The sequence below is a fragment of the Pseudoxanthomonas koreensis genome, assembly GCF_010093225.1.
Taxonomy (GTDB): Bacteria; Pseudomonadota; Gammaproteobacteria; order Xanthomonadales; family Xanthomonadaceae; genus Pseudoxanthomonas; species Pseudoxanthomonas koreensis.
On record NZ_PDWM01000021.1, the window covers coordinates 16,629 to 40,935 of the forward strand.

Genomic DNA, 24,307 nt, shown 5'->3' on the forward strand with positions numbered 1-24,307 from the left:
TTGCTACGGAAGCCCAGGACGATCGGGAGAGGAACCTGCCGGGCGCGCGATCACGACGACGGCTGGATTTCGTGCAGGAACCGGCCGTGGCGGAGGAAGTGCAGCGCCTGGGCGATGACCACCTCGTCCATCACCATGAAGGTGTGGTTGACCGGCAGGACCAGGAAATCGTGCATGCCTTCCAGCTTCGCCCGCTCGACCGCGACCTTGCCGTCGTTCTCGCCGGGGATGCGCGTGGCCAGGACGCTGTCGATCGCCGTCTGCTCGTTGCCGGTGATGATGCCCAGCGGGAAAGCGGCCAGGCCCAGCCGCGCCGCGATGCCGTCGGGGCCGGTCACCAGCTGGGCGCCGGCGGGGCCGTTGATGCGGTCGTAGAGCGGCGTGCCGGCGAGTGCGTCGGCCACTTCGCTGCCCTGGTTGGGCGGGCCGAGCATCACCACCCGGCCCAGGCCTTCGATCGGCTGGCCGGACAGGTAGTAGCGCAGCAGCATTCCGCCCATGGAGTGGGTGACGAAGTGGGTCGTGTGCGCACCGGCCTGACGGCACTGGCGCAGGCCCTGCGGGACTGCGAACCGCGCGGACGCTTCGATGGTCTGGCTCTGCGAGGGGTAGTCGATGTTGGCGGTGGCGTAGCCGGCGTCGCGCAGTGCGGATTCGATCCGTGCCATCGAGCGGTAGGTCCGGCCCAGGCCGTGCAGCAGGACCACGCATTGGCCGCTGGCGGGCGGGTACGGTTGCGGGTCGTGCGCCTGCGGCAGTGCCGGCGGGGCTGCGGTCGCGGCCGTCGGGACAGTGGCCAGGCCCGCCAGCAGCGCCAGGACCCAGGCAAGTGCAGCCCCGGGGATGCCGCACCGGCACCGGAACCACAGCCACCCCGGTGATCCGGTCGCCATCGCATCCCCTTCCTTTCGTTTCCGTGGTCCCGCGCTCGCGCCAGGCCGTCGACGGGACTATAAGGCCAGTGCGCCGGCGGCGACGGCCAGCGCCGGCCCGGTTCCTCCGCCCGGTGGCCTCTGCTACAACTGGCTGGCGCCGGTGCCGCCTGCCTGCCCGGCGCGACGACCGCATCCGCGGCGACAGGGGTCCAGCGCCCTCCACGCGTCACCACTCCGGGGAATCGATGTGATCCGTCCTGCCGTCTGCCTGGCCGCCCTGTTCGCGCTCACCGCCTGCCAGCCGCCGGTGCGGCTGATGCCGGCGCCGGCGCTGTTCCTCAACGGCGAACACAACCTGTTCGCCGCCAACGCCAACCTCGACCGCAGTGCGCGGATCCAGGTGTTCTACGCCACCAACCGCCTGGCCTTCGGTCCGGACGCGGCACCGGCGTACACGGTGTTCCCGGGCGACGAACTGAACCTGGGCGTGGCCACGCTCGACATCGGCGGTGGCGCGCAGTCGTGGGACTGGCTGTACGAACAGTCGACCAGCGCTTCGGCCGAACGGCGCCCGCAACTGCTGGTCAATTCGATGGACCAGCAGGCCACGGTCGCCATCGGCGCCGACCCGGCCTCGCCGGGCGCCGAAGCACTGGCGTACCTGGCCCGGATCGACCAGGCGCTCGCCGAATCCGCCGATCCGGACCTGACCATCTACGTGCACGGCGCCAACACCAGCGTCGGCCGCGCCACCGCGCAGGCCGCGCAGTACCGCCACTTCACCGGGCGCAACTCGGTGGTGCTGTCCTACATCTGGCCGTCGGCCGAGAACTTCATGCGCTTCTCGCACGACGTGTCCAAGGCCGGCCAGACCGCGCCGGCGTTCGCGCAACTGGTGCGGATGCTGGCGCAGCACACCCGCGCGCGGCACATCGACGTGATCGCCTACAGCTCCGGGGCCATGGTCGCCTCGCCAGGGCTGGCGATCCTGGGCACGCCGGCGCCCGGCTACGATCCGGCTTCGGTGCGCCTGGGCGAGGTCTATTTCCCGGCGCCGGATGCGGACTTCCGCACCTTCGTGCGCGAGTTGCAGGTCTACCACGGCTGGCCCGAGCGGGTGACGGTGACGGTGAACATGCGCGACTCGGTGCTGGTGCTGTCGCGCCTGCACCAGCGCGGCTCGCGCGCCGGGCGGCCGGACCCGAACGAGCTCGACGAAGAGCAGGCGCAGTGGATGGCCGAAGCCTCGCGCCAGCTGGATTTCGACCTGGTCTCGGCGCGCGCCGGCGACCTGCCGGGCATGGAGCGGCGCTCGCACATCTTCTGGTACGACCACCCCTGGGTCAGCAGCGACGTGCTGCTGAAGATGCTGTTCCACATGCCGCCGGAACAGCGCGGGCTGCAGCGCAACCGCACCGGCGACGGGCTCGAGTACTGGAGCTTCCCCGTCGACTACGAAGCCCGGCTGGACGGCGTGATGGACGACCTCGTGCAGACCGCCGCCCGGCGCGACCCCGCCCCGTAGAGCGGGGCTTGCCCCGCTGCGTTTCCCGAACCCGCGCCGCACCCCTAGTGGAACAGCCGGGCAAGCCCGGCTCTACGGGTCGGCGATGGTGATCGTGGCGGGACGCGCCACGCCGGTGCCGCGCAGGGTCGGCTGGTACATGTCCTCGGCCTGCGGTGGTGGCACGGTGTAGCTGCCCGGGGTCACCGCGCGCACCAGGTAGTACAGCCGCGCGGTGGCGCCCTGCCCCAGCGACAGCGCCGCCACGTAGCGGTCGTCGCGGTACTCCTCGTGGCGCAGTTCGGCCTGGCTGGCGCGGTCGGACAGGGCCACGCCCTCGATCTGCACGCCGTCCCACGCCGCGCCGTCGCCGAGGTTGAGGTTCTCCGCCTCCAGCCCGGCCGGCAGCAGGTCGGTGACCAGTGCGTCGCGCATCGCGTCCTGCGCCTGCACGGTCAGGCGCGCGACCAGCACCTGGCCCTCCTTGAGCGTGCCGCCCTTCCACGGCGTGCCGTCGGGCAGGAACCAGTCGCGGGCAATGCCGACCCTGCGCTTGTCCTCGGCCGGTGCCTGGGCCGGAATGCCGGCGATCTCGATGCTGGCGAAGTACGGACCGCCCTGCGGCTCGAAGCGCCCGCCGCGCGCCAGCGCCGCATGGTCGAGGCTGCGCGCGAACACAGCGGCAGGCCCGAGTTCCACGGTTTCGCCCGCGCCCACGTAGCGCCCGGCCAGCGCGCGCCCGCCACCAGCGTCGAGCGCCCGGCCCAGCCGCGCCAGCGCCATCTGTTCCTGGGTGCTCAGCCACAGCCGGCCGCGGCCTTCGTCGCGGCGCGCGCGCAGCACGCGGGCCAGGTCGACCGCGCGGGCGTCGTCCTTCGCGTCGGCGCGCTCGCGCTCGTGCAGCAGCGCGACCATCAGTGCGTCGTCGCGGATCCGGCTGCCGTAGTCGCCCAGCCACTGCGGGCGCTGGTCGGGATCGCGGGCGAAGCCGTCGGCAACTGCCAATGCGCCCCGCTTGCCATCGCCCTGCAGCGACAGGGCCAGGCCCAGCTGAACCAGCGGCAGGCCGGGGAGGCTGCTGCCCTTCTCCTGGGCGTAGAGCGCGCGCAGCGTGCCCAGCGGCGCGCGGTTGACCCGCGCCAGCACGTAGCCGGCGTAGGCGCGGTTGGCGAAGCGCAGGTGCTCGCGGTGGTCGCGGCCGTAGAACTGCGCACCGCCGGCGAGCAGGTCCTCGGAAAGCCGGTCCAGCGCCTTCTGCAGCACGCCATCCGGCACGGCGAACCCGGCCTCGCGCGCGTCGAGCAGGAAGTCGACGATGTACGGCGTCAGCGCCGGCTCGGTATCGCCGTCGCCGCCCCACATCGAAAAATGCCCGCTGCCGGCCTGCATCGCCGCCAGGCGGCCGAACGCGCCTTCCATGCGCGCGCGCCGCGCCGCCGGCTCCAGCCCGGTCGCACCCAGCCGGCTGGCGGTGGCCGCGTCCATCACCAGCGCCGCATAGCCCTTGCTGGTGGTCTGCTCGGCGCAGCCGTACGGGTAGTCGAGCAGGCCCTGCAGCGCGCTGGCGAACGGGATCGGTGGCGAAGCGGTGACCCGCAGCCGCGCCTGCACCGTCTCCGGGACCAGGCCTTCGGCCAGCGATGCGTCCAGCAGCAGCGGCACGCCGTCCTCCAGCGTGCGCGCCTCGGCGCGCAGCACGCCCGGCCAGGCCGCGCGCACCGGCAGGTCGTAGCGGCGATCCACCGCGTAGCCGCCACCGTCCACGCGCACGCGTACCTTCGCCACCGTGTTGCCCGGCCGCGCCTGCAGCGGGAACGAGAGCGTGGCCTTGGCGCCGTCGTCCAGGCGCAGGCGGCGCTCGCCCTCGGCCACCGCCAGCGGCCCCTCGCCCTCGACGCGGACGCGGAACTCGCCGGACTTGCCGCTGAAGTTCTGCACGTCCAGGCTGACCGCGCCGCGGTCGCCCGGCGCCATCACCCGCGGCATGCCCGCTTCGGCCACCACCGGCGCGCGCACCAGCACCTCGCCGTCGCGCTTGCCGTAACGGTCGTCGGAATACACCAGCGCCGACACGCGCAGGGTGCCGTTGAAATCCGGCAACGGCAGCTTCAGCCGCGCATTGCCCTGCGCGTCCAGCGCCACCGGGCCGGAGAACAGGTCCACCGTCTGCACCCGCGCGGTCGGGCGCCGCGCCTGCGGCAAGGCCTCCAGCGCCAGGTCGCCACCGAAGCGCAGCCGCGCCTGGCCACCGGCGAAACTCTCGATCACCCGGCCGTAGACGTCGTAGGCATCGGTGGCCAGGCGGCGTTGTCCGAAGAAGTGCGCGCTGGCATCGGGCACCGCGAATCGGGTGATGTTGAGGATGCCGACGTCGGTGGCCGAAATGGTGACGTGCGCCTTGCGCCCGGCCAGCTGCGGCGCGCTCACCGTCACCGGCAGGTCCTGCTGCGGCCGGCTCTGCGCCGGGAAGCGCAGGCCCACCGCCACGCGCCGGTCGTCGCGGCGCATCGGCACGTGGACCACGCCGACCGCACGCGCCGGGGTCACCTGGCTGGCCGCCGAGCCGCCGCGGAACACCAGCGCGGTGACGTACACGTCATGCCGCTCCCAGTCCGCGGTCACCGGGATCGTGAAGCGGCCGGAGGCCTTGCCGTCCTGGCCCCGCAGCTCGATCTCCTGCACGTGCAGCAGGCGGTCGCTTTCCACCAGCAGCACGCCGCGGCCGGCATGCGGCGGGGTCACCGTCACTTCCAGGGTGTCGCCGGCGCGGTAGCCGGTGCGGTCCAGGGCCAGCTTGACCTTGTCCGGGCGCGCGTCCGGGCCGCGGTTGTCGTCGCCCCAGCTCCAGCCGGCGCGGAACGGGTAGCGCATGGTCAACCCGGTGGCCGGATCGAGCACGTCGACGCGGTACTCGCCCCATTCCACCGCGAAGTCGAAGCGAGCCGCGGTGGCGCCGGCGTCGAGCGTGCGGGTTTCCACGTCCTCGAAGCGGCGGGTGAAGTCGTAGTCCCAGCCGCCGTCGTCGTCGTGGCGCCAGTGGTAGTCGCGCAGTTCGCGCACCAGGGTGAGCTTCAGCCCCTTCGCCGGTTGCGGCCTGCCCTGCGCGTCCACCCGCACCAGTTCGAAGCGCGCACTGGCATTGGCATCGGCCCCGTCCTCTTCGTCGAACAGCGGGCGCACCCCGACCAGCGCCGGCGCCGGCCACAGCACCCGCTGCAGGCTGCGGCTGACCGGGCGGCCGCCGCTCTCGTGCACGCTGCCGGCGACGGTCACCTGCACCGGCGTCATCGCCTTGGCCGCTTCCTCGGGCAGCGCCAGCGGGGACTCGATCCGGCCCTGCGCATCGAACGTGGTGTCGAGCACGTCGCGCGGCGCGGTCGGCAGGGGCACCGTCGGATCCCCGAACACGAAGCCCGGCAGCCTGCCCGGCAGCGGTTGCCGCGCCACCGCCAGCGCCAGCTTCGCGCTGAAGCGGTTGCCCGCCGCCGGCGCGCCATAGAGATAGGCGGCGTCGGCGCGCAACTGCAGCGCCTCGCCCGGCTTCAGCGTTTGCTGGCCCGGCGGCGTGGACAGGTCCAGCTTCAGCCGCTCCGGCAGGAATTCCTCGATGCGCAGGGTCATGCCCTGCACCACGTCCTTGCCCGCCGGGTCGGTGCGGAACTCGACCTGCCAGCGCCCGGTGGGCGCGTCGGCGGGGATCGCCTGCTCGAACGCGTAATAGCCCTGCGCGCCCGGTTCCAGCCGGGTCTCGCGGAACACGCGGCCATCCGGCTGCTTCAGCCGCAGGAACAGCGGCTGGCCGCTAGCGGCCTTGTCGCCCGCCGCCGCCGGCAGCGCGCGGCCGTCGCCGTCGCGCAGCAGCGCCGACAGGCGCACGGTCTCGCCTGGCCGGTACAGGTCGCGCCCGGACCAGGCGAACACGTCGAAGTCCGCCTGCGCGCGGCCGCCGACCGCGAACTCGGACAGGTCCAGCGCCGGCTGGTTGAACGGCAGCAGCGACACGTCCTTGCCGCGCCGCGCGACCAGCACCTGGCCGGCGTCGAGCCGGTAGTCCAGCAACGCGTTGCCATTGCCATCGGTGGCCGACTTCAGCAGCGCCTCGCCGTTGCCGTCGAGCACGCGCAGCTCCACGCCCTTCAGCGGCGCGCCGTCGTGCAGCGAGGCGGTGTGCACGTACAGCGTGTCGCGGTAGGCGCGCGCGTGCAGGCCTACGTCGCTGACGGTGAAGAACGCGGTCTCGTAGCGGTCGGCGAAGCGTCCGGGCTGGCGCAGCACGGCGAAGTACAGGCCCGGCTGCTGCAGCTGGGCGATTTCCTGCACCGGCAGGTAGTTGAGCACCCGCTCGTTGCGCTCGCCGCCGAGGACGAAGCGGTTGAGGTAGACCGGTTCGGCCAGGTCGCGCAGCGAGGTGCGCTCGTCGTACTCGCGGTCCAGCTCCCAGCCGCCGCGGCGGCCGCCGCGCTGGAACTGGGCGAAGAACCGCGGCAGTGCGTCGTCGCGCACGCGCAGGAATTCCACGTCCACTTCCGCCACGTTCACCGACACCACCGGCAGGCCGCGACTCTCGCGCGCCGGCAGCACGCTGCCCTGCGAAGCGAAACCGGCCACCGGTTCCAGCTCGCCGGTATGCACGGTCTTTTCCAGCGCCGTCTCCAGGCGGCTGCCGTCGGCGGCGAGCAGGCCGGCGGCGATGGTGACGGTGTAGTCGCGCGCCGGCTCGACGAAGGGATAGCGCAGGGTCTTGCCATCGTCGGACAGCGACCAGCCGCTGGCGTCGGTGCCGGCCGGCTCGACCTTGAGCAGCGCATCGAAATCCTGGGTGCCGACCAGCGGCCGCGAGAACTCCAGCGCCAGCGCCAGCTGCCCATCCGCCTGGTCCGGCCAGGCGCGGACCAGGGCGAAGCCTTCGACCTGCTCGCGCTTGGCCTGCAGCTTCTCGCCGCCCACTTCGGGCAACTGCCCGCCGGGGTCTCGGCGGCAGCCCGTCGCCAGCAGCACCAGCAGCGCCAGCGCGACCCATGCGAAACGGCCTACGCCATCACGCGCCATCCCTTGCCCGACCGCCGCCTTCCGCATCATGCGTCATGCTCCCCGCCGTCCTGCGTGGAGTATAGGCGCGACCGCCTGCGCCGCAGGATGTGAAGAACGCCATGTACGCCGCCGCCCGGCCCCGGAAAGCACGAAGGCCGGCGTTGGCCGGCCCCGCGGGATGATGCTTTGACGTGGTGGGCGGTGCAGGGATCGAACCTGCGACCCTTGCCGTGTGAAGGCAATGCTCTACCGCTGAGCTAACCGCCCGGATGACGCGTGCCGCACCTGCCGATGCGGGCTGCGCATGTTAAAGGGGCATGGCGATCCGGTCAACGCCGGACGCGTTCAGCCGCCGCTCCGCCATCGCCCCTCCATCTCCCGGTAGCGGCCTGTCGCGATGGGCTGCGCCGCGGCAAGCGTGCCCCTCAGCAGGCCTTGCTCCGGCGCAATGCAGCCACCCGTGCCGGCGGCAGGAAGGCATCGCTGCGCGCCTCGGCCCAGAAGTCGTGGAACACGGCGTGGTCGGGGATCCGGTCGAGCAGCTCGCCCGGGCGCAGGTAGCGGTACAGCGAGGCCAGCGAACGGATTTCCACCGGCGAGACCCGGCGCAGGATGTGTTCCGGCCCCAGCTCGGACGGGTGCTCCAGGCCGGCCGCGCACAGCAGGTCGTGCAACGCCTGCAGGGTGTTGTCGTGGAAGTGGTACACGCGGGTGGCCTTGTCGGCCGGGTCCAGGTGCTTCCAGCGGTGCGGGTTCTGGGTGGCGATGCCGGTCGGGCAGCGGTCGGTGTGGCAGCTCAGCGACTGGATGCAGCCCAGCGCGAACATGTAGCCGCGCGCGGCGTTGCACCAGTCCGCGCCCATCGCCAAGGTCCGGGCGATGTCGAAGGCGCTGGTGATCTTGCCGGCCGCGGCCACCTTCACCCGGTCGCGCAGCCCCAGCCCGACCAGGGTGTTGTGGACCAGCAGCAGCGCCTCGTGCATCGGCACGCCGATGTGGTCGATGAATTCGGCCGGTGCCGCGCCGGTGCCGCCCTCGGCGCCATCGACGACGATGAAGTCCGGCAGCAGGTCGGGCTCCATGCCCGCGCGTTCCTGCATCGCCTTGGCGATGCCGAACCATTCCCAGGGGTGGCCGATCGCCAGCTTGAACCCGACCGGCTTGCCGCCCGACAGGTCGCGCAGCGTCGCAACGAACTGCAGCAGCTCCAGCGGCGTGGAAAACGCCGAATGCCGTGCAGGCGAAATGCAGTCCTCGCCCATCGGCACCCCGCGGGTGGCGGCGATTTCCGCACTGACCTTGGCCGCCGGCAACACCCCGCCGTGCCCCGGCTTGGCGCCCTGGGAGAGCTTGATCTCGACCATCCGCACCTGCGGCCGGGTGGCCTGTGCGGCGAAGCGTTCCGGGTCGAAGCCCCCTTGCGCGTCGCGGCAGCCGAAGTAGCCCGAGCCGATCTCCCAGACCAGGTCGCCGCCGCTCTCCAGGTGGTAGGGCGAGATCGAACCCTCGCCAGTGTCGTGGTAGAAGCCGCCGCGCCGCGCTCCTTCGTTGAGCGCGCGCACCGCGTTGGCCGAGAGCGCACCGAAACTCATCGCCGAGATGTTGAACACGCTGGCCGCATACGGCTGCGCGCGCCCTTCGCCGACGACCACGCGGAAATCGTGGCCGGCGATCGAGGTCGGCGCCAGCGAATGGTTGATCCATTCGTAGTCCACCGCATAGGCATCCTGCAGCGAGCCGAACGGGACCACGTCCATCACGTTCTTGGCGCGGCGGTAGACCAGCGCGCGCTGCTGCCGCGAGAACGGCGCCTCGACCGTATCGCCTTCGATGAAGTACTGCCGCATCTCCGGGCCGACCGATTCGAGCCCGTAGCGGAAGTGCGCCAGGATCGGATAGTTGCGGCGCAGCGTGGTCCGGGTCTGCAGCAGGTCCCAGCTGCCCAGCAGCACCAGCACCGCGCCGATGCCCGCGCCCCACCACCATCCGGGCCAGCGCGCGGCCAGCGGCAGCGAGAGCAGCAGCAGGACCCAGGCGCCGATGTAGGCGGAATAACGGCTCATCCTCGCTCCCGTGGCGTGTGGCGGCGACCGGTGGGCCGCGGCATGCCCGGGGCGGGGGTCGAACCCGCATACCCTTTCGGATGGGGGATTTTAAGTCCCCTGTGTCTACCAGTTTCACCACCCGGGCGCAGCGCAGGCATTGTGCCACCGGCCGCAACCGGCGGCGGCGGTGAAGCCCCACGAAAAAGCCCCTGATCGCTCAGGGGCTTCGGTATGGAGGCCTGGGTCGGAATTGAACCGGCGTACGCGGATTTGCAGTCCCGAATGCCGAACTCCCGCCAGTCCCGCCGCTGTTACGTATCCGGGACGTTCAGGTAATAATGGCAAGGGTTCAGCGTTGTCATACGCGGACAATGGGGGTACGCTCCGGGTCATAGGAAGTGCACCCTGTACCGGATATTTGCCGGATATGAATTGACCGGCGGATACGCGGACAAGTAATCCGGGGCCCTTCCTGCCACCCGCAGGAGCCCGCTATGGCCAAGTTCCGTTTCACCGACGACACCGTGCGCAAAGCCCAAGGGGCCCCCGCCCGCCCGGTTATCCACTACGACATGCCGGCCGAGTCGGGCAAAGGCGACTACGTGCGCGGCTTCGCCCTTCAGGTGACCCCGGCCGGCACCCGGACCTTCCTGCTGGTCTACGTGGCCAAGGCCACCGGCCAAGAGCGCCGCATGGTGGTGGGGGCCTACCCCGCCCTTTCCCTGTCTGCCGCCCGTAAGCGCGCCGAGGAACTGCGGTCCCTCGTCGTGGCTGGCCGCGACCCGTGGCAGGAACAGAAGGAATCCCGGGCGACCGCTCAGGCCAAGAAGGCCACAGACCAGCACACCTTGGGCGGGCTATTGGATGCCTACTGCGATGCGCTGGACCGGGCCAAGAAGCCGAGCGCGGCCGGCGTGCGCCGGGAACTGAAAGCCACCATTGCCGATCCGTTCCCCAAGCTCTGGAAGATGCCAGCGGCGGACGTGACGCTGGATGACCTGGTGAAGCCCCTGAACCGACTGACCCGTGCCGAGAAGTGGCGGCAGGCGGAAAAGACCCGCAGCTACCTGCGCGCGGCTTACACGATGGCGGCGGCCTCCCGAGGGAAGGCCAATGCGTCGGACCTGTTTACTGCCTACGCGCGCCTCCCTAACGTCGCCCGCGACCTGACCACGGTTGACCGGCCACGCATGGACGACGTTCAGGCCGACGAGGCCGAGGGAGAAGCCAAGCGGCCTCTCTCCCAGCCTGAGCTGGCGGCCTACTGGCAGCGCATCCGCGAGATGCAGACGCCCGCCGGTGCCCTGCTCCGCTTCCACCTGCTGTCCGGGGCCCAGCGTTGCGCCCAGCTGGCAAGACTGACCGAGGCACACATAGACGGCGACGTGGCCGTGATCCGGGATATCAAAGGACGCCGCCGGCAGGCGCGCCGGCATGAAGTGCCCCTTACTCCAGAAGCTCTCGACGCACTGGACGCCATGCGAGGCGAAGCCGGCCCCCACCTGTTCACCTTGAACGGCGGAAAGACCGGCGCGGGGCTGCACCAGGTACGCCGGGTAATGCTCACGGTCGCGCAGGCGATGGTCGAGGCTGGAGAGGTGGCCGAGACGTTCACCCCGGGCGAAATCCGAATCACGGTCGAGACGCGCCTACAGGCTGCGGGCGTGCCGATGGAAACCCGCGCGCACCTGCAATCGCACGGTCTCGGGGGCGTTCAGAACAAGCACTACGCCAAACATGACTTCGCGGCAGAGAAGCGCGAGGCGTTGGAGAAGCTGCGCTCCCTGTGCGAGCCGGTGCCCGACAACGTGACTCCTATCGCTCCCCGCGCCAAGACTAAGGCGGCTTGACGATGACCACTGAGAACAACCGCCCGCAAAGCCTGCTTCGCCGATTCGATGAAACCCGTAAAGGAGACGACCGCAAGCTGCTGTTTCGTGCAGTCGCGGAGCGAGTTAAGACCGGCCTACTGACCCATGATGAAGCTGAATTGATTGCCGGGTGGTTTGAGCGGCTTGCCGACGGCGAAAAGCCGGCAAAGGTTCTTCTTGGCGAAACGAGGGGGCGTAAGGCTGGCAGCAACGGCGTCAAATATCTGAAGGGGCAGGATGTATCCCTCCCCGATCATGTCGATTTGTGCTGGTCGCTACGGCAATGGATTGACCGGACCGGAGATGAAGATCGGATTTTTAGGGAAGCGGCAGCTAGGTTTGGCTGCACGAAAGACCATATCGAACGCATCTACGCCGAACATTTGCCCACGCTGGGGCCCGATCCGAGCCTAGAGAAATAACGGCTTTTTTTATTCCGAGGACTTTGCATTTTCATAGGCAGCGCCCCCCAAATGAACCGGAGCGCTGCACATGCAAACCGATACAAACCCCGTCCGCCAGTGGGATTCCATCGCGGATGACAACGCAACTCCTGTGGAGGCCGCCCGCTGGATTCGGCGGTCCCCGGAAACCCTGAAGCGCTGGCGCAGGATGCGGGTCGGCCCGCCATTCTTCACGGTCCAAGGCCGCGTCTTTTACTCCAAGCGCCAACTGCAGGCTTGGATCGAGCAGCAGCGAGACAACTCGCAGGCGGGTGCGTGATGAATATCACCATCACCCGCCCGTCCGTATCGGCCCACCTGCTAGTCCTGGCTGCCGTTGTCGCGGTCCGCGCAGTCCAGACCGCCAACCCGCCGAATCCGGCGTTGATCGACGCTGTCACCCGGTTGGTGAACTTGGCAACGGAAGCCATGGACCGCGAGGTGACTGCATGAACACCGCAGCCCACCTGAGCCAACTGCAAGCCCTGCACGCCCCGCGCGCTGCTGACCTGCTCCGCCCTCTTGTCGATATTGGCGATGGGCTGGCGGCCGCGTTTGCGACGCTACACCGCGACCCGCATCCGGCTGCCGCTGAGCAGCTCGCCATTCGCCTTGAAGGTGCCCGTCGGCACGTTCTCAAACTCGCAGACGCCCTGCGCAAGGAGGGAGTATGACCCTCCAAAACGAGCGCGCCCCGGCCGCTGGTAACGGTCGAGGCGCAGGTACTGAGCTGGCGAGCGGAGTACCCCTTGATATTACTAAGCATATCCAACGCCTACAACGCCGGCTCAGTGCCTTTGCGCTGGCCGTAGATGTTGCCTGCGATGACGTAGAAACCGTCCAGCGCCACGCCAACACCTTGGCCGGCGGATTCGGCCTGACTGACGAGGAACGGCACGACCTGAACAAGATCGCCGCCCGGCTTTTCGACGCTCGGGTGGTGCTCGGATGAACATCATGGACGACTCGTGGATGGACCCCAACCTGGCCGAGATTCCGGCTTCCGTTGAGGTGACTGACTCCGAAGGCAGGCCGCGACGCCAGCCGGACATTCTCTTGGACCTTGGCTGCCGCCATGAACTGTTCCACGCTCCTGATGGGACCGCCTATGCCCGCACGGGTGTGGCCGTACACGCGGTCGAGTCACCCGGCTACCGCGAGGTGTTGGCGGGGGAATACTTCGCCCTGACCGAGCGTGGATGCAATCGCAACGCCCTGAGCGATGCGGTCACTACCCTGACGAGCATCGCCAAGTTCAGGGGGGAGTGCCGCAAGGTCTGGATGCGAGTTGGTGACGCTAATGACGGTCGTGACGGTTGTTCCGCCGTTTGCATTGATCCCGGCCGGGATGACTGGCGAATCATTGAGGTCACTGCCGATGGCTGGCACTGGTCGCAATCTCCCCCGATGTTCAGGCGATCCCGTGCCTTCGGGAAGATGCCCGAGCCCGCAACGCCAGACTTCGGTCGCCTGTGGAAGTACCTGAACGCCCCGGTCGCGCTTCGGCCTTTGGTCGCCGCGTTCCTGCTCTCTGCAATGCGGCCACGTGGCCCCTACCCCGTACTTGTGCTGGAAGGCGAACAGGGCACCGGCAAGAGCACGTTCTCCCGCGTGCTGAAGATGATCGCGGACCCGTCTGCGGCGCTGGTGCGCTCCCCGCCGAAAGATACCCGCGACCTACTGGTGGGCGCACTGAACGCATGGCTCTTGGCCTTGGATAACCTGTCCTTCCTTGGGCCTGACTTGTCCGACTCGCTTTGCCGCATTGCCACTGGAGGAGCCATCTCTGAGCGCGCGCTCTACTCCAACACGGACGAGGTGCTGGTCGAGGTGCAACGTCCGGTGGTCCTGAACGGCATCGAGGATCTAGCAGTACGCCCCGACCTGGCCGAACGCTCACTCCATATCGAGCTGGACCTGATCCGCGAGCGGCGGACGGAAAGTGAGTTCTGGGAGTCCTTTGCCGCCGACTTGCCGCACATTTTGGGAGGGCTGCTGGCGGGGATCTCGATGGCAATTCGCGACCATCGGAACGTGAGGATCGAGCGCCTGCCGCGTATGGCTGATTTCGCGGTGTGGTCTGCCGCCGGGATGCCTGCCCTTGGGTTCACCGCCGACGAGTTCCTTAACGCTTACAGCAACAACTTGGACGAAGGACTGGGCGCTGGCGTGGATGGATCGCCGATGGGGCGCGTGCTGCTCAGCTTCATCCGGGCCCGTGCGGAGTGGTCGGGTACCGCTGCCGAACTGCTGTCTGCCCTTGCGGGCGTTGCCGAGGAATCTACCGTCCGGTCGCAAGGCTGGCCCAGGTCTCCCCGTGGCCTGTCTGGTGCCATTCGTCGACTCGCCCCGGCCCTGCGACTTCAAGGGATCGAGATCACCACGGATAGGAACGCCACGGCGCGCAACCTGCGCTTGTGCAGTACGGGGAAACAACCGTCACAACCGTCACAACCGTCATTTCGCCGGGAATCCAATGACGCAAATGACGCAAATGACGGTCATCCCGCCAGTCTGCACAAGGAGCCGTGCCCCCACTGTGCTGGCGAAGGCTGCGCATGGTGCCGCCCATGACCGGGCTGACCTTGCGGGAGGCTGCCCGGGCGTTGGGCATCTCGCCCCGGACATTGCGCCGATGGCTCAGTGCCGGCGCTCCGGTTGCACGCCGAGGCCGGAGAGGTACAGGTGGCGCAGCACTGATTGACCCCCACGCCGTGCTCGCGTGGCGGGATACCTGTGACGCCGACGCGGCCTTGCAGGCTTTTGCCGGGCGCGTCCCTGAACTGGTCGCCTGCGCGATAGCCGAGGCTCACCGCATGATCGAAGGCCCGCACAAACGAGCTACCGCCGGCGCACTGGCGGGAACCTGGTTCATCGTCTCGGCCGCGTTGACCGACGCGCTGAGGCAGCAGGTTCCGACGATCCCCGAGATCGGCAACGTGCCCCGCGAGATCGAGCGACTTAGGAAATGCGCCACCGAATGACCTATTAGAAGCACTTGTGGCCAACTGGCCATGCCGCGTCGAGACGACGCCGCCCCTCCTCTCAATGGAATAGACCATGGACCACCTGCAGCACGCCGCCCTTTCCCGCGCGCACACCGCGCTCACCGTCGCCATGAACGGCGCAACCGAATCTTCCATCACCAACAAGGCGGCCGCCTTTGTGGAAGGCGCACTGACCGTGATGCGCGCCGGCCGTGCTGACGCTGCTGAGGGCCACCTGAGCCGGCACGCGAACCCACTTGTTTCGAAGGCCAGCGCTGAGATCGTCGATGGTCGCTGGGGGGAGGGCGCTGCTGCCGAGCTTGCCGCCAGCTACATCGAGTCGCACGCCGGCGGCAGTCTGCTGGATCAAATCGCGCGGTATGCGGCAGTTATCCCCGGCAACCTGAATTATGCCTTGGCCGCCTCTGGATTCACTGCGAACGTAGTCGCTGAAGGCTTCCCGATCGCGGTAAAGAATGCCGGCATCACTGTGGCCGATGCTGACCCGATCAAGGCTGCTGCGATAACGGTTCTCACGCAGGAGCTCGCGCGCGCTGCCGGCACGCGCATCTTTGAAACCGAACTTACGTCGTCGGTACTGGGTGCGACCAATGCGGCTGTCATCAGCTCGCTGACCGACACGTCCAGCACCATCGTCGCCGGGACTGGCGACCCGGTGGCTGACCTTCGCACTGCGCTTCAGGCAGCGCCGTCGAGCGCGGGCTATGTGGTGGCTGCCTCGCCCGGAACGGTTGCCGCATTGGCCCTGAGCGATGCCAACAAGTCTGGCTTGGGTATCTCCGGCGGGGAGCTGGTGCCCGGCGTGTCCATCGTCCCCGTGACTGGCATCGCTGGCATCACCGTTATTCCGGCAAGCCTGCTTGCACTGCGCGATTACGGCCTTGTCCTGCGTTCGGCAGGTCACGCTAGTGTGGATTTTAGAGATAGCCCAACTGCGCCCGCTGAGCTGGTGTCCCTCTTCACCACCAACTGCCTGGGCCTTATGGCGACCCGGACCTTCCTGCTGACCGCTGCACCGGATGCCAACCTGGTGATCGTGCAGGAATCGCCGTAATGACCACCATCGCACAAGAGGTCGCATCACTGCGGCGACGGCTGGACGTACTGGAAGGCCGCGCGATGGTGCAGAAGCGGATGGACCTGCAACTGGCGCACGTCCAGAAGTTCATGAGCGACGGCAAGCGGGTCATTACCGGCCTTGCCACTACGCGGAACGTTGACCGCCACGGCGACGTTGTAGAGCCATCCGGCGGCCGGTGGAAGCTGCCGCTGCCGCTGCTCTGGATGCACTCCCACGCCCAGCCCATCGGCTGGGTCCGCGAGGCGACCGCGACCAGTGACGGCATCCGGATCAAAGCCGAGGTTGCCAGTGGCATCGCCAAGGCCGATGAGGTCTGGCAGCTGGTGGATGCCGGTTTAGTAGACGGGTTCAGCATCGGATTCCTTGGAATCAAGGGCGAACCCATCGGCACTGGCACGCGCTGGAAGTCTTGGGAATGGCTGGAGTGCAGCGTTGTGACGATTCCAAGCAACCGTGAATCCAAGATCGGCAAGAGCAAAGGCGGCATTCCTCTTGTCGACATGCGCGGCGCAGTCCGCCTAATCAGGAGCAATCCATGAACGAACACGACACTGAAGTATTTTTTCTGCCCACCGACCCGGAGCATCGCCATCCAGTGACCGGCGCTCAAATCCTCTCCGCCGCACGGGCAGCATTCGAACGGGCTTACGTGTCCGCATGTCGGCAGCTAGCGATCCAGCCGGGCGAGCACGCAGAGCGCATGGGTTCGATCACGCCGGACGGCACATGGATGAGCGCGACCGTTACCGATGGTCTAGGACGCAAGCGGACCACCGCGTCCCGTGTGGTTTACCCCGGAATGGATGGGGTGCTGCACTGACCGTCGGGGGGGGCCGTTCAGCAATTGGGGCATTCATCCCCGGAACCCGCATCGACCCGTGCACATCTTGAACTGCCCGTTTTCTCTGGAAAGACCATGCCCCGACCTGCCGCCAACCTGAACCTCTTTCCGCCCGCCCCCGATGGCATGACCCCGGAACAGGTAGCGCGGTGGGACGCGACCGTGCGCAGCTTCCCGACCGATTGGTTCAAGGCTTCGGACCTGCCGCTGCTGACGGAGCTGATCCGCGCGCACAGCATGGCAGACGACCTGGCCGAGCGAATCGCATCGACTACGGACCTGGCCGAGTTAAAGACCCTGCTGGGGCTGCGAGATATGGAGGCACGCCGGGCTGCATCCATCTCAGTGAAGCTGCGCCTCCCGCCCCAGAGCCGCTCAGACCGCCACCTAGCCGGCCGTATGGCCCGTGATGCCGGCGGGACGCGCCCGTGGGAGTTCAACGCCTTCGACGAGTTCGACAACGATCCCGACCGCATCTTCTCTAGGAAAAAAACCCAGTGACCTACGACCCGCATTTCGTCATGGAAACTCTCCCGGCACTCCCGTCCGAAATGAGCCCCGGCGCTGCTGCCTTGTGGGCCGCTAACGTCCTAATGATCTCTGGCGTCGAACGCGGATGGCCGATGGATGAAGTGGCCGACCTGCTGTTTACACTGGCGGCGTTCTCGGCCGTGAATCGGAACACCGACGACGAACTACACGCCAGCCTGCAAGCCAAGCTGGACACAATCCGCAGCGCTCAGGCAGCTAAGAACTAATGCCCGACCTCCCGCCCAGTCACCGGCCAGCGCCTCCCCGGAAGCCCTTTGGTAATTCCAGAACAGCTGCGAACCGGCTAACCGGGCGAGCCCTTCAGCGGCGGAACGCACGCATCGCTTTGCGGGACGGCTTCACCTGTCAGGAGTGCGGCAGGGTCACAGAGTCCGGGGAAGTCGATCACCGCGTACCGCTCGCCAAAGGAGGCACCGAGGATGACTTAAATTGTCAGTGGCTCTGCGCGGAGCCCTGTCACCGTAACAAGACCATCCGCGAGAACGGCGGCAAGGCGAGGCTAGCCATCGGGCCGGATGGCTTCCCGGTATCGGCCCGCATCGCGGCCCGGAAGGGTGGGCACTGGGACCGATGACCGCGGGGGGCGTCCGCCGAACGAGAGCTCGAAGCCTAGGACACCGTGCGCGCCGCTAACTTCTAGCGTCCACGCATCGTGGATGCCCTTCCTATGCCGGCGTGACACTAGGGCAAGGCCTGGCGGTTCGCCTACGGAGCGCAAGCAGCCGCGCCTCGACCTGCCGCTTCCCGTGCTCGATGGAGCCGCACACGCCTTCCAGCGGCGGCAGCGGAGCCTTCTTGCGGCCCCGGTTAATCGTCACTAGTCCCGGTCGCACGACCGCCAGGCAGGCGAAGTTGCGATAGAGGCATGACTGCCCATTAGAGTCAGACCAGCGGCAGTTGTCGGGAAGCGCCATGCCGCCATGCTACGGCCAGCAGTCTCGCAGGCTGGGACCAGCAGCCCCGGCCCAGCGGGCTGCGGCCATCTCGCGTCGCAGGGAGATTTGGGAAGCGCTGAATCCGGAATCTACCAGACGCCGGATTCCGGCGTCTGGTGGGCCACCGCCTCAGCCCGAGAGCTTTGCATCCGACACTGAGCGATCCACGGGGGAAGACCAGCGCCGTACCCGTGAGCATCTTCGCCGTGCCGAAGCTCTTGGACCTGATCTACAAGCCGTGGTCGGCACCTCGCTGGATAAGGGCGTTGAACTTGACGCTCTGAAGGAGACGGCGGCGGAGGTTCGCCAGCAGCCCCGGCATCCCTGCCGAGGCCCGCGCGGTGGATGGCCTGTGGCGCGAGCGTTTGCCAGCGGCTACAGGTTGCGCGGGCGGAAAGTGGCGCGCTATCGGAGCCCTGTCCGCGTATGTGTAGGAAATTTCCTAGCCGCCACCGGATACGTGCCGGATATGAGGCCGGCACCGCCATTCGCTCCCTACTCCCCAGAAACGAAAAACCCCTAGAAAACTAGGGGCTTTTGTATGGAGGCCTGGGTCGGAATTGAACCGGCGTACGCGGATTTGCAGTCCGCTGCATGACCACTCTGCCACCAGGCCGGTGGCGCTCGCCGCAGTGTAGCGCCCTGCGGCCGGCCGACAAAACAAAACCCCGTTGCCGGGGTCTGGTTTTCGAACCTTCCGGCGCCGGGCGCCTTCGGGTCCTGTCGTGTCTGGAGCGGGAAACGAGACTCGAACTCGCGACCTCAACCTTGGCAAGGTTGCGCTCTACCAACTGAGCTATTCCCGCTTGGGAGACGCGCATTTTAGGGATTCCGGCGAGGCTGTCAACCTTGTTTGCGCTTTTCCCCGCGGGCCCGGTCGGCGGCGGCCTGTTCGTCGGCACGCAGGGCCGGCCAGGCCGCGTGCAGGTACTGGAACCCGGACCACAGGGTCAGCACCGCGGCGGCGGCCAGCAGCCAGTCGCCGGCATGGAAGACGAACTCGCCGAACCAGATGCCCTCGCCGGGCCGCAGCGGATGGACGCCTTGGAGCACCTGGCGCGGGTTGATCGCATACAGCAGGCACGACAGCGCCACCATCTGGGCCACGGTCTTGACCTTGCCGATCGTGGCCACCTTCACCGTGGCGCGCTGGCCCAGCTCGGCCATCCACTCGCGCAGCGCCGACACGGCGATCTCGCGCCCCACGATCACCGAGGCCCAGAACGCCATCCACGGGGTCGGATGCCCCTGCACGATCAGGAACAGGGCCACGGCCACCATCAGCTTGTCGGCGACCGGGTCGAGGAAGGCGCCGAACGCCGAGTACTGGTGGTAGCGGCGGGCGGTCCAGCCGTCCAGCCAGTCGGTCACCGCGGCCAGGGTGGACACCGCCGCGGGGGCGAAATTGGTCCACTTGTACGGCAGGAAGAACACCACCACCAGCACCGGGATCAGCACGATCCGCAGCAGGGTCAGCCAGGTCGGGATGGTCAACTTCATCGAAACGGTTCTATCCGGGATCCGCCGGGGTGGCCAGCCCGTGCAGGGTAGCGTAGATGCGCGTGGCCAGCGCGGCGTTGATGCCCTCCACCCGCGCGATCTCCTCCTCGCCGGCGGCCTTGAGCCCGGCCAGTCCGCCGAAATGGCGCAGCAGCGCCGCGCGCCGGCGCGGGCCGATTCCGGGGATGTCCTCCAGGCGGCTGCTGGTGCGCGCCTTCTGCCGCTTGCCGCGGTGGCCGGTGATGGCGAAGCGGTGCGCCTCGTCGCGCACCTGCTGGATGAACTGCAGCGCCGGCGAGGCCGCGCCCGGGCGCAGTTCGCGGCCGTCGGCCAGGACCAGGGCTTCGTCGCCGGCGCGGCGCTGCTCGCCCTTGGACACGCCGACCAGCAGCACGCCCTCCACGCCCAGCTCGGCCAGCGCCGCGCGCGCCTGCGCCAGTTGCCCGGCGCCGCCGTCGATCAGCAGCACGTCCGGCAGCACCGCGTTGCGCGGCAGTGCCGGCGGTGCGTCCGGCGGCGCGGGCGTGTCGGCCGCCGCCTCCAGCGCGCGGCGGAAGCGGCGCTCGATCGCCTGGCGCATCGCCGCGTAGTCGTCGCCCGGCTCGATCCCGGTGATGTTGTAGCGGCGGTACTGGTTGCGCACCGGCCCGGCCGGGTCGAACACCACGCACGAGGCCACCGTCGCTTCGCCCAGGGTGTGGCTGATGTCGAAGCATTCGATCCGCGCCGGCACCTCGGCCAGGCCGAGCAGGTCGCGCAGCGCCTCGCTGCGCGCCTGCTGCGCGCCGCGGCTGGCCAGCTCGGTGGCCAGCGCCAGCTGGGCGTTGCGCCGGGCCAGGTCCAGGTAGCCGGCGCGCTCGCCGCGCACGCTGGACTTCAGCGCCACCTTGCGCCCGGCCGCCTCGGCCAGGGCCAGCTCGATCAGTCCGGCGTCGGGGATGGCGCGGTCGAGCACGATCTCCGAAGGCGGCGGCTGTTCGGCGTAGTACTGCGACACGAACGCGGCCAGCACTTCCTCCGCGCTGTCCTCGCCGTTGGTGCGCGGGTAGAACGCACGCGTGCCCAGGTTGCGGCCGTCGCGGAACGCCAGCAGCAGCACGCAGGCGCTGCTGCCCTGCATCGCCACCGCCAGCACGTCCAGGTTGGCCGCATGGCCGTCCACGTACTGCCGCGCCTGCAGCCCGCGCAGGGTCGCCAGCAGGTCGCGCAGGCGCGCGGCGTCCTCGAACTCGAGCTTCGCGCTGGCCGCTTCCATCGCCGCGGCCAGTTCCTCGCCCAGCTCGTCGCTGCGGCCTTCCAGGAACAGCGCGGCGCGGCGCACCGATTCGGCGTAGTCGCCGGCCTCGACCAGGCCCACGCACGGCGCGCTGCAGCGGCCGATCTGGTACTGCAGGCACGGCCGGCTGCGGTTGCGGAACACGCTGTCCTCGCAGCTGCGCAGGCGGAACAGCTTGTGCATCAGGTCCATGGTCTCGCGCACCGCGCCGGCGCTGGCGTAGGGGCCGAAGTAGCGCCCGGGCACCGCACGCGGGCCACGATGGAACGCCAGCCGCGGCCACTGCTCCTGGGTCAGCAGCACGTACGGGTAGCTCTTGTCGTCGCGCAGCGAGACGTTGTAGCGCGGCGCCAGCGACTTGATCAGCTGGTTTTCCAGCAGCAGCGCCTCGGCCTCGGTGCGGGTGACCGTGACCTCCATGCGCGCGATCTGCGCCACCATCGCCTGGATGCGCGGCGTCCTGGGGGTGTTGGCGAAGTAGCTGGCCACGCGCCGCTTCAGCGCGCCGGCCTTGCCCACGTACAGCAGGCTGCCGTCGGCCGCGTACATGCGGTACACGCCCGGCGCGGTGCTCAGTTGCGCTACGAAGGCCTTGCCGTCGAACTCCCCTGCCCCTGGATCGCCCGCAGGGTCGTTCATTCGCTGATCGACACGTCGTCCAGGCCGCCGGTGGCGATGTCGTAACGGAGCACGCCATGGGCGTCGGTCTCGGCGATCCACACCGCGCCGCCGGCGATGGCCAGCCCGGTGGGGCCGTGCAGGCGCCGCGGCAGTTCCACCGTGCTCAGTTCGCCGCCGCCCAGGCGCAGGGTGCGCAGCATGCCGTTGCCGCTGTCGGCGATCCACAGCAGCGGCGCGTCGGCGCTGAGGGCGATGCCCAGCGGATGCTGCAGGCGCGCGCTCAAGCGCGGGCCGTCGTCGTCGCCGAACTCCCATAGACCCTGCCCGACCAGGGTCTGGACCAGGTCGGTGCGCAGCTGCAGCGAGCGCACCGCCGAACCGAGCGCGTCGCACACGTACAGCACCTGCTGCACCGCGGCCAGGCCGACCGGCTGGGCGAACGCGGCCATCATCGCGTTGCCGTCGCGCAGTTCCAGGCGACCGGAGCCGGCGCGCAGGTGCAACTCGGCGCGACCCAGGTCGCAGCTCCAGATGCGGTTGTCGCCGGCACTGGCGATGTGCACCTGGTTGCCGGCCACGGCCAGCGCCAGCGGATGGTTGAGCGGGCTGCGTGCGTTCGGGTTGACCGCGCCTTCCACCGGGTCGCCGGCGCGGCCGTTGCCGCACAGGGTGTCGACCTGGCCGCTGCGCAGGTGGATCCGGCGCAGGGCATGGTTGCCGGTGTCGGCCACGTACAGGTATTCGCGCTCCAGGGCCAGGCCCTGCGGGCGGTTGAAGGCGACATGGTCGCCCGGGCCGTCGATGAAGTCGGCGGTGCCCAGCCCGAACTGGCGCAACACCCGGCCATGCGGATTGCATTCGAGGATGCGGTGGTGGCCGCTGTCGGCGATGTACAGGCGGTCGCCGCTGGCGGCGATGCCGGTCGGGAACCGCAGCGGCAGGCGCGGCTCGGGCGAGGTTTCGGTCGACAGCAGGTCCTCGTCCAGCGGCCGCGGCAGGCCTTCGACCAGGGCGAACAGCGAACGCTCCAGGTCGCCACCGAGGCCGACGAAGCGCTCGCGCTCCTGGCCTTCGGCGTCCACCAGCACCAGCGTCGGCCAGGCCTCGATGCCGTAGCGCTGCCAGGCCGTCCAGTCGGCGTCGAGCAGCACCGGCGCGGCCACGCCCAACCGCCGCAGCAGCTTGAGCGAGCGCTGTGGCACCCGTTCGCTGTCGAAGCGCGGCACCTGCACCACCAGCACCTGGATGCGGCCGGGATTGCGCCCCTGCCACTGCGCCAGTTCGGCCAGCCGCTGCGCGCACCAGGCCGAGGCGGCGTTGACGAAGGCGAGCACGACCGGGCGGCCACGCAGCTCGTGCAGCGAAGCAGCCTGGGCGTTGAGCCACGGCAGTTCGCGGGGCAGTTCCTGGAGGGGGGCCGCGTTCATGGCCCGATTATGCCGGACGCCGGCGCGTGGCACAGGCGCGCCCCGACCGCCTGTGCCGCCGTATCGACCAGTCGCCAGACATGCTCGAAGCCGGCGTCGTCGCCGTAGTAGGGGTCGGGCACCTCCCCGCCCTGCCCGCTGCCGGCCCAGTCCAGCAGCAGCGCCACGCGTTCGCGGGCTGCCGCCGGGGCCAGCCCGCGCACGTCGCGCAGGTTGTCGGCGTCGGCACACAGCAGCCAGTCGAAGTCGACGAAATCGCTGGCCCGCAGCTGCCGCGCGCGCAACCCGGCGATGTCCACGCCGTGCCCGCGGGCGCAGGCGATCGCGCGCCTGTCCGGTGCCTTGCCGGCGTGCCAGCCGGCGGTGCCGGCCGAATCCACCCGCACCCGCCCGGCCAGCGGCGAGGCTTCGATGCGCGCGCGCAGCGCGCCCTCGGCCAGCGGCGAACGGCAGATGTTGCCCAGGCACACCACCAGCAGCCGCGTGGCGCCGGCCGCGCGCGCCGGCGTCATGCGCCGGCCCCGCGCAGCCGCGCCTCGGCGCGGGCCAGGTCCTCGGGCGTGTCCACGCCCGGCGGGAACGGCTCCGGTGCCAGCGCCACGGCGATGCGGTGGCCGGCCTCGAGCACGCGCAGCTGTTCCAGCGACTCAATCCGCTCCAGGGTGCCGGGCGGCATCCGTGCGAAGGCCTGCAGGAAGCCGGCGCGGTAGGCGTAGATGCCGATGTGGCGCAGCCAGTGGCCGCCGCCAGGCAGGGTGTGGCGGTCGCGGGCGAAGGCATCGCGCGGCCACGGCAGCGGCGCGCGGCTGAAGTACAGGGCGTCGCCGGAGGCGGCGCGGACCAGCTTGACCGTGTTCGGATCGAACAGGGTTTCGACGTCGACCACCGGCTCGGCCAGGGTGGCCACCGGCGCGCCGCTGTCGACCAGCGCGCGGGCCACTTCGCGGATGCCGCTGGCCGGGGCGAAGGGCTCGTCGCCCTGCAGGTTCACCACCACCGTGTCGTCGTCCCAGCCGGCGACCGCGGCGCATTCGGCCAGGCGGTCGGTGCCGGAGACGTGGTCGGGCGAGGTCATCGCCACGCGCACGCCGGCGACACCGGCAACCGCATCGGCCACGCGCGCATCGTCGGTGGCCAGCCACACCTCGCGCGCACCGGCGGCCAGCGCGCGGCGGGCCACATGCAACACCAGCGGTTCGCCGCCGAGCAGGCGCAGCGGCTTGCCCGGCAGGCGGCTGGCGGCGCGGCGCGCGGGCACGGCGACGACGAAGTCGGGTTGCGGATCCATCGCATCCTC

General features: G+C 69.4%; 23 protein-coding genes and 4 tRNA genes. 15 read left to right on the plus strand and 12 right to left on the minus strand.

Going from position 1 to position 24,307, the window contains the following annotated elements:
• Window positions 1-50: 50 nt before the first annotated feature.
• Window positions 51-893, minus strand: coding sequence for an esterase/lipase family protein (locus CSC64_RS08040; RefSeq protein WP_162434806.1), 843 nt, complete (start codon window positions 891-893; stop codon window positions 51-53).
• Window positions 894-1,122: 229 nt separating this feature from the next.
• Between CSC64_RS08040 and CSC64_RS08045 the strand changes: the two genes are divergently transcribed.
• Window positions 1,123-2,400 carry an alpha/beta hydrolase gene (locus tag CSC64_RS08045; RefSeq protein WP_162434807.1) on the plus strand — a complete coding sequence of 426 codons (1,278 nt, stop codon included), beginning with the start codon at window positions 1,123-1,125 and terminating at the stop codon, window positions 2,398-2,400.
• 72 nt (window positions 2,401-2,472) lie between these two features.
• Here the strand turns inward: CSC64_RS08045 and CSC64_RS08050 are convergent, their stop codons facing one another.
• From CSC64_RS08050 to CSC64_RS08065, 4 genes are all read right to left on the minus strand, one after another.
• Window positions 2,473-7,428 (minus strand): alpha-2-macroglobulin family protein, encoded by a 4,956-nt coding sequence (locus CSC64_RS08050; protein WP_162434836.1) that lies wholly within the window; start codon window positions 7,426-7,428, stop codon window positions 2,473-2,475.
• Between the two features lie 174 nt (window positions 7,429-7,602).
• Window positions 7,603-7,677 (minus strand) — tRNA-Val (locus CSC64_RS08055).
• Between the two features lie 158 nt (window positions 7,678-7,835).
• Window positions 7,836-9,473 (minus strand): FMN-binding glutamate synthase family protein, encoded by a 1,638-nt coding sequence (locus CSC64_RS08060; protein ID WP_162434808.1) that lies wholly within the window; start codon window positions 9,471-9,473, stop codon window positions 7,836-7,838.
• Window positions 9,474-9,516: 43 nt separating this feature from the next.
• Window positions 9,517-9,600 (minus strand) — tRNA-Leu (locus CSC64_RS08065).
• 349 nt (window positions 9,601-9,949) lie between these two features.
• On the opposite strand from CSC64_RS08065, the gene CSC64_RS08070 reads away from it, so the two are divergent.
• The 14 genes from CSC64_RS08070 to CSC64_RS14080 all read left to right on the plus strand — a co-directional run bounded on the left by CSC64_RS08070 (window position 9,950) and on the right by CSC64_RS14080 (window position 17,825).
• Window positions 9,950-11,305, plus strand: coding sequence for a tyrosine-type recombinase/integrase (locus tag CSC64_RS08070; RefSeq protein ID WP_162434809.1), 1,356 nt, complete (start codon window positions 9,950-9,952; stop codon window positions 11,303-11,305).
• A gap of 2 nt (window positions 11,306-11,307) precedes the next feature.
• Window positions 11,308-11,748, plus strand: a complete 441-nt coding sequence (locus CSC64_RS08075) for a hypothetical protein (protein WP_162434810.1) — start codon at window positions 11,308-11,310, stop codon at window positions 11,746-11,748.
• A 70-nt stretch (window positions 11,749-11,818) separates the two neighbouring features.
• Window positions 11,819-12,049, plus strand: a complete 231-nt coding sequence (locus CSC64_RS08080) for a helix-turn-helix domain-containing protein (RefSeq protein ID WP_162434811.1) — start codon at window positions 11,819-11,821, stop codon at window positions 12,047-12,049.
• Window positions 12,049-12,222, plus strand: a complete 174-nt coding sequence (locus CSC64_RS08085; protein WP_162434812.1) for a hypothetical protein — start codon at window positions 12,049-12,051, stop codon at window positions 12,220-12,222. Before CSC64_RS08080 ends, CSC64_RS08085 begins: the two co-directional genes overlap by 1 nt.
• Window positions 12,219-12,443, plus strand: coding sequence for a hypothetical protein (locus tag CSC64_RS08090; protein WP_162434813.1), 225 nt, complete (start codon window positions 12,219-12,221; stop codon window positions 12,441-12,443). Before CSC64_RS08085 ends, CSC64_RS08090 begins: the two co-directional genes overlap by 4 nt.
• A complete protein-coding gene (locus tag CSC64_RS08095; RefSeq protein WP_162434814.1) occupies window positions 12,440-12,721 on the plus strand; it encodes a hypothetical protein in 282 nt (93 codons plus the stop codon). The genes CSC64_RS08090 and CSC64_RS08095 overlap by 4 nt, the downstream gene beginning before the upstream one ends.
• Complete coding sequence (locus CSC64_RS08100; protein WP_162434815.1) at window positions 12,718-14,343, plus strand: hypothetical protein; 1,626 nt, start codon at window positions 12,718-12,720, stop codon at window positions 14,341-14,343. The genes CSC64_RS08095 and CSC64_RS08100 overlap by 4 nt, the downstream gene beginning before the upstream one ends.
• A complete protein-coding gene (locus tag CSC64_RS08105) occupies window positions 14,340-14,753 on the plus strand; it encodes a helix-turn-helix domain-containing protein (RefSeq protein WP_162434816.1) in 414 nt (137 codons plus the stop codon). Before CSC64_RS08100 ends, CSC64_RS08105 begins: the two co-directional genes overlap by 4 nt.
• Before the next feature lie 76 nt (window positions 14,754-14,829).
• The gene (locus CSC64_RS08110) at window positions 14,830-15,831 is read left to right on the plus strand and encodes a hypothetical protein (RefSeq protein WP_162434817.1); all 1,002 of its coding nucleotides are present in this window, start codon (window positions 14,830-14,832) and stop codon (window positions 15,829-15,831) included.
• The gene (locus tag CSC64_RS08115; RefSeq protein WP_162434818.1) at window positions 15,831-16,397 is read left to right on the plus strand and encodes an HK97 family phage prohead protease; all 567 of its coding nucleotides are present in this window, start codon (window positions 15,831-15,833) and stop codon (window positions 16,395-16,397) included. Before CSC64_RS08110 ends, CSC64_RS08115 begins: the two co-directional genes overlap by 1 nt.
• Window positions 16,394-16,678 (plus strand): hypothetical protein, encoded by a 285-nt coding sequence (locus CSC64_RS08120; protein WP_162434819.1) that lies wholly within the window; start codon window positions 16,394-16,396, stop codon window positions 16,676-16,678. Before CSC64_RS08115 ends, CSC64_RS08120 begins: the two co-directional genes overlap by 4 nt.
• Window positions 16,679-16,774: 96 nt before the next feature.
• Window positions 16,775-17,200, plus strand: a complete 426-nt coding sequence (locus CSC64_RS08125) for a hypothetical protein (protein WP_162434820.1) — start codon at window positions 16,775-16,777, stop codon at window positions 17,198-17,200.
• Window positions 17,197-17,457: a hypothetical protein gene (locus tag CSC64_RS08130; RefSeq protein ID WP_162434821.1), complete on the plus strand. Its 261-nt coding sequence runs from the start codon at window positions 17,197-17,199 to the stop codon at window positions 17,455-17,457. The genes CSC64_RS08125 and CSC64_RS08130 overlap by 4 nt, the downstream gene beginning before the upstream one ends.
• A complete protein-coding gene (locus CSC64_RS14080; protein WP_425501694.1) occupies window positions 17,457-17,825 on the plus strand; it encodes an HNH endonuclease in 369 nt (122 codons plus the stop codon). Before CSC64_RS08130 ends, CSC64_RS14080 begins: the two co-directional genes overlap by 1 nt.
• Before the next feature lie 903 nt (window positions 17,826-18,728).
• Here the strand turns inward: CSC64_RS14080 and CSC64_RS08140 are convergent.
• The 7 genes from CSC64_RS08140 to kdsB all read right to left on the minus strand — a co-directional run bounded on the left by CSC64_RS08140 (window position 18,729) and on the right by kdsB (window position 24,298).
• Window positions 18,729-18,802 (minus strand) — tRNA-Cys (locus CSC64_RS08140).
• A gap of 114 nt (window positions 18,803-18,916) precedes the next feature.
• Window positions 18,917-18,992 (minus strand) — tRNA-Gly (locus tag CSC64_RS08145).
• 37 nt (window positions 18,993-19,029) lie between these two features.
• Window positions 19,030-19,686 carry a CDP-diacylglycerol--glycerol-3-phosphate 3-phosphatidyltransferase gene (pgsA, locus tag CSC64_RS08150; RefSeq protein ID WP_162434823.1) on the minus strand — a complete coding sequence of 219 codons (657 nt, stop codon included), beginning with the start codon at window positions 19,684-19,686 and terminating at the stop codon, window positions 19,030-19,032.
• Between the two features lie 10 nt (window positions 19,687-19,696).
• A complete protein-coding gene (gene uvrC, locus CSC64_RS08155) occupies window positions 19,697-21,601 on the minus strand; it encodes an excinuclease ABC subunit UvrC (RefSeq protein ID WP_162434824.1) in 1,905 nt (634 codons plus the stop codon).
• Window positions 21,598-23,010 carry a redoxin domain-containing protein gene (locus tag CSC64_RS08160; RefSeq protein ID WP_162434825.1) on the minus strand — a complete coding sequence of 471 codons (1,413 nt, stop codon included), beginning with the start codon at window positions 23,008-23,010 and terminating at the stop codon, window positions 21,598-21,600. The genes uvrC and CSC64_RS08160 overlap by 4 nt, the downstream gene beginning before the upstream one ends.
• On the minus strand, window positions 23,007-23,522 hold the full coding sequence (locus tag CSC64_RS08165; protein WP_162434826.1) for a low molecular weight protein-tyrosine-phosphatase: 516 nt from the start codon (window positions 23,520-23,522) through the stop codon (window positions 23,007-23,009). The genes CSC64_RS08160 and CSC64_RS08165 overlap by 4 nt, the downstream gene beginning before the upstream one ends.
• The gene (gene kdsB / locus CSC64_RS08170; protein WP_162434827.1) at window positions 23,519-24,298 is read right to left on the minus strand and encodes a 3-deoxy-manno-octulosonate cytidylyltransferase; all 780 of its coding nucleotides are present in this window, start codon (window positions 24,296-24,298) and stop codon (window positions 23,519-23,521) included. The genes CSC64_RS08165 and kdsB overlap by 4 nt, the downstream gene beginning before the upstream one ends.
• Window positions 24,299-24,307 lie beyond the last annotated feature (9 nt).

Bases quoted from the DNA above. Each gene is read 5' to 3' on its own strand.
- CSC64_RS08085 (WP_162434812.1), top strand. From the start codon at position 12,049: ATGAATATCACCATCACCCGCCCGTCCGTATCGGCCCACCTGCTAGTC.
- pgsA (WP_162434823.1), bottom strand. From the start codon at position 19,686: ATGAAGTTGACCATCCCGACCTGGCTGACCCTGCTGCGGATCGTGCTG.
- CSC64_RS08100 (WP_162434815.1), top strand. From the start codon at position 12,718: ATGAACATCATGGACGACTCGTGGATGGACCCCAACCTGGCCGAGATT.
- CSC64_RS08095 (WP_162434814.1), top strand. From the start codon at position 12,440: ATGACCCTCCAAAACGAGCGCGCCCCGGCCGCTGGTAACGGTCGAGGC.
- CSC64_RS08050 (WP_162434836.1), bottom strand. From the start codon at position 7,428: ATGGCGCGTGATGGCGTAGGCCGTTTCGCATGGGTCGCGCTGGCGCTG.
- CSC64_RS08070 (WP_162434809.1), top strand. From the start codon at position 9,950: ATGGCCAAGTTCCGTTTCACCGACGACACCGTGCGCAAAGCCCAAGGG.
- CSC64_RS08060 (WP_162434808.1), bottom strand. From the start codon at position 9,473: ATGAGCCGTTATTCCGCCTACATCGGCGCCTGGGTCCTGCTGCTGCTC.
- CSC64_RS08075 (WP_162434810.1), top strand. From the start codon at position 11,308: ATGACCACTGAGAACAACCGCCCGCAAAGCCTGCTTCGCCGATTCGAT.
- CSC64_RS08105 (WP_162434816.1), top strand. From the start codon at position 14,340: ATGACCGGGCTGACCTTGCGGGAGGCTGCCCGGGCGTTGGGCATCTCG.
- CSC64_RS08160 (WP_162434825.1), bottom strand. From the start codon at position 23,010: ATGAACGCGGCCCCCCTCCAGGAACTGCCCCGCGAACTGCCGTGGCTC.
- CSC64_RS08115 (WP_162434818.1), top strand. From the start codon at position 15,831: ATGACCACCATCGCACAAGAGGTCGCATCACTGCGGCGACGGCTGGAC.
- CSC64_RS08165 (WP_162434826.1), bottom strand. From the start codon at position 23,522: ATGACGCCGGCGCGCGCGGCCGGCGCCACGCGGCTGCTGGTGGTGTGC.
- CSC64_RS08120 (WP_162434819.1), top strand. From the start codon at position 16,394: ATGAACGAACACGACACTGAAGTATTTTTTCTGCCCACCGACCCGGAG.
- uvrC (WP_162434824.1), bottom strand. From the start codon at position 21,601: ATGAACGACCCTGCGGGCGATCCAGGGGCAGGGGAGTTCGACGGCAAG.
- CSC64_RS14080 (WP_425501694.1), top strand. From the start codon at position 17,457: ATGCCCGACCTCCCGCCCAGTCACCGGCCAGCGCCTCCCCGGAAGCCC.
- CSC64_RS08040 (WP_162434806.1), bottom strand. From the start codon at position 893: ATGGCGACCGGATCACCGGGGTGGCTGTGGTTCCGGTGCCGGTGCGGC.
- CSC64_RS08080 (WP_162434811.1), top strand. From the start codon at position 11,819: ATGCAAACCGATACAAACCCCGTCCGCCAGTGGGATTCCATCGCGGAT.
- kdsB (WP_162434827.1), bottom strand. From the start codon at position 24,298: ATGGATCCGCAACCCGACTTCGTCGTCGCCGTGCCCGCGCGCCGCGCC.
- CSC64_RS08125 (WP_162434820.1), top strand. From the start codon at position 16,775: ATGCCCCGACCTGCCGCCAACCTGAACCTCTTTCCGCCCGCCCCCGAT.
- CSC64_RS08110 (WP_162434817.1), top strand. From the start codon at position 14,830: ATGGACCACCTGCAGCACGCCGCCCTTTCCCGCGCGCACACCGCGCTC.
- CSC64_RS08090 (WP_162434813.1), top strand. From the start codon at position 12,219: ATGAACACCGCAGCCCACCTGAGCCAACTGCAAGCCCTGCACGCCCCG.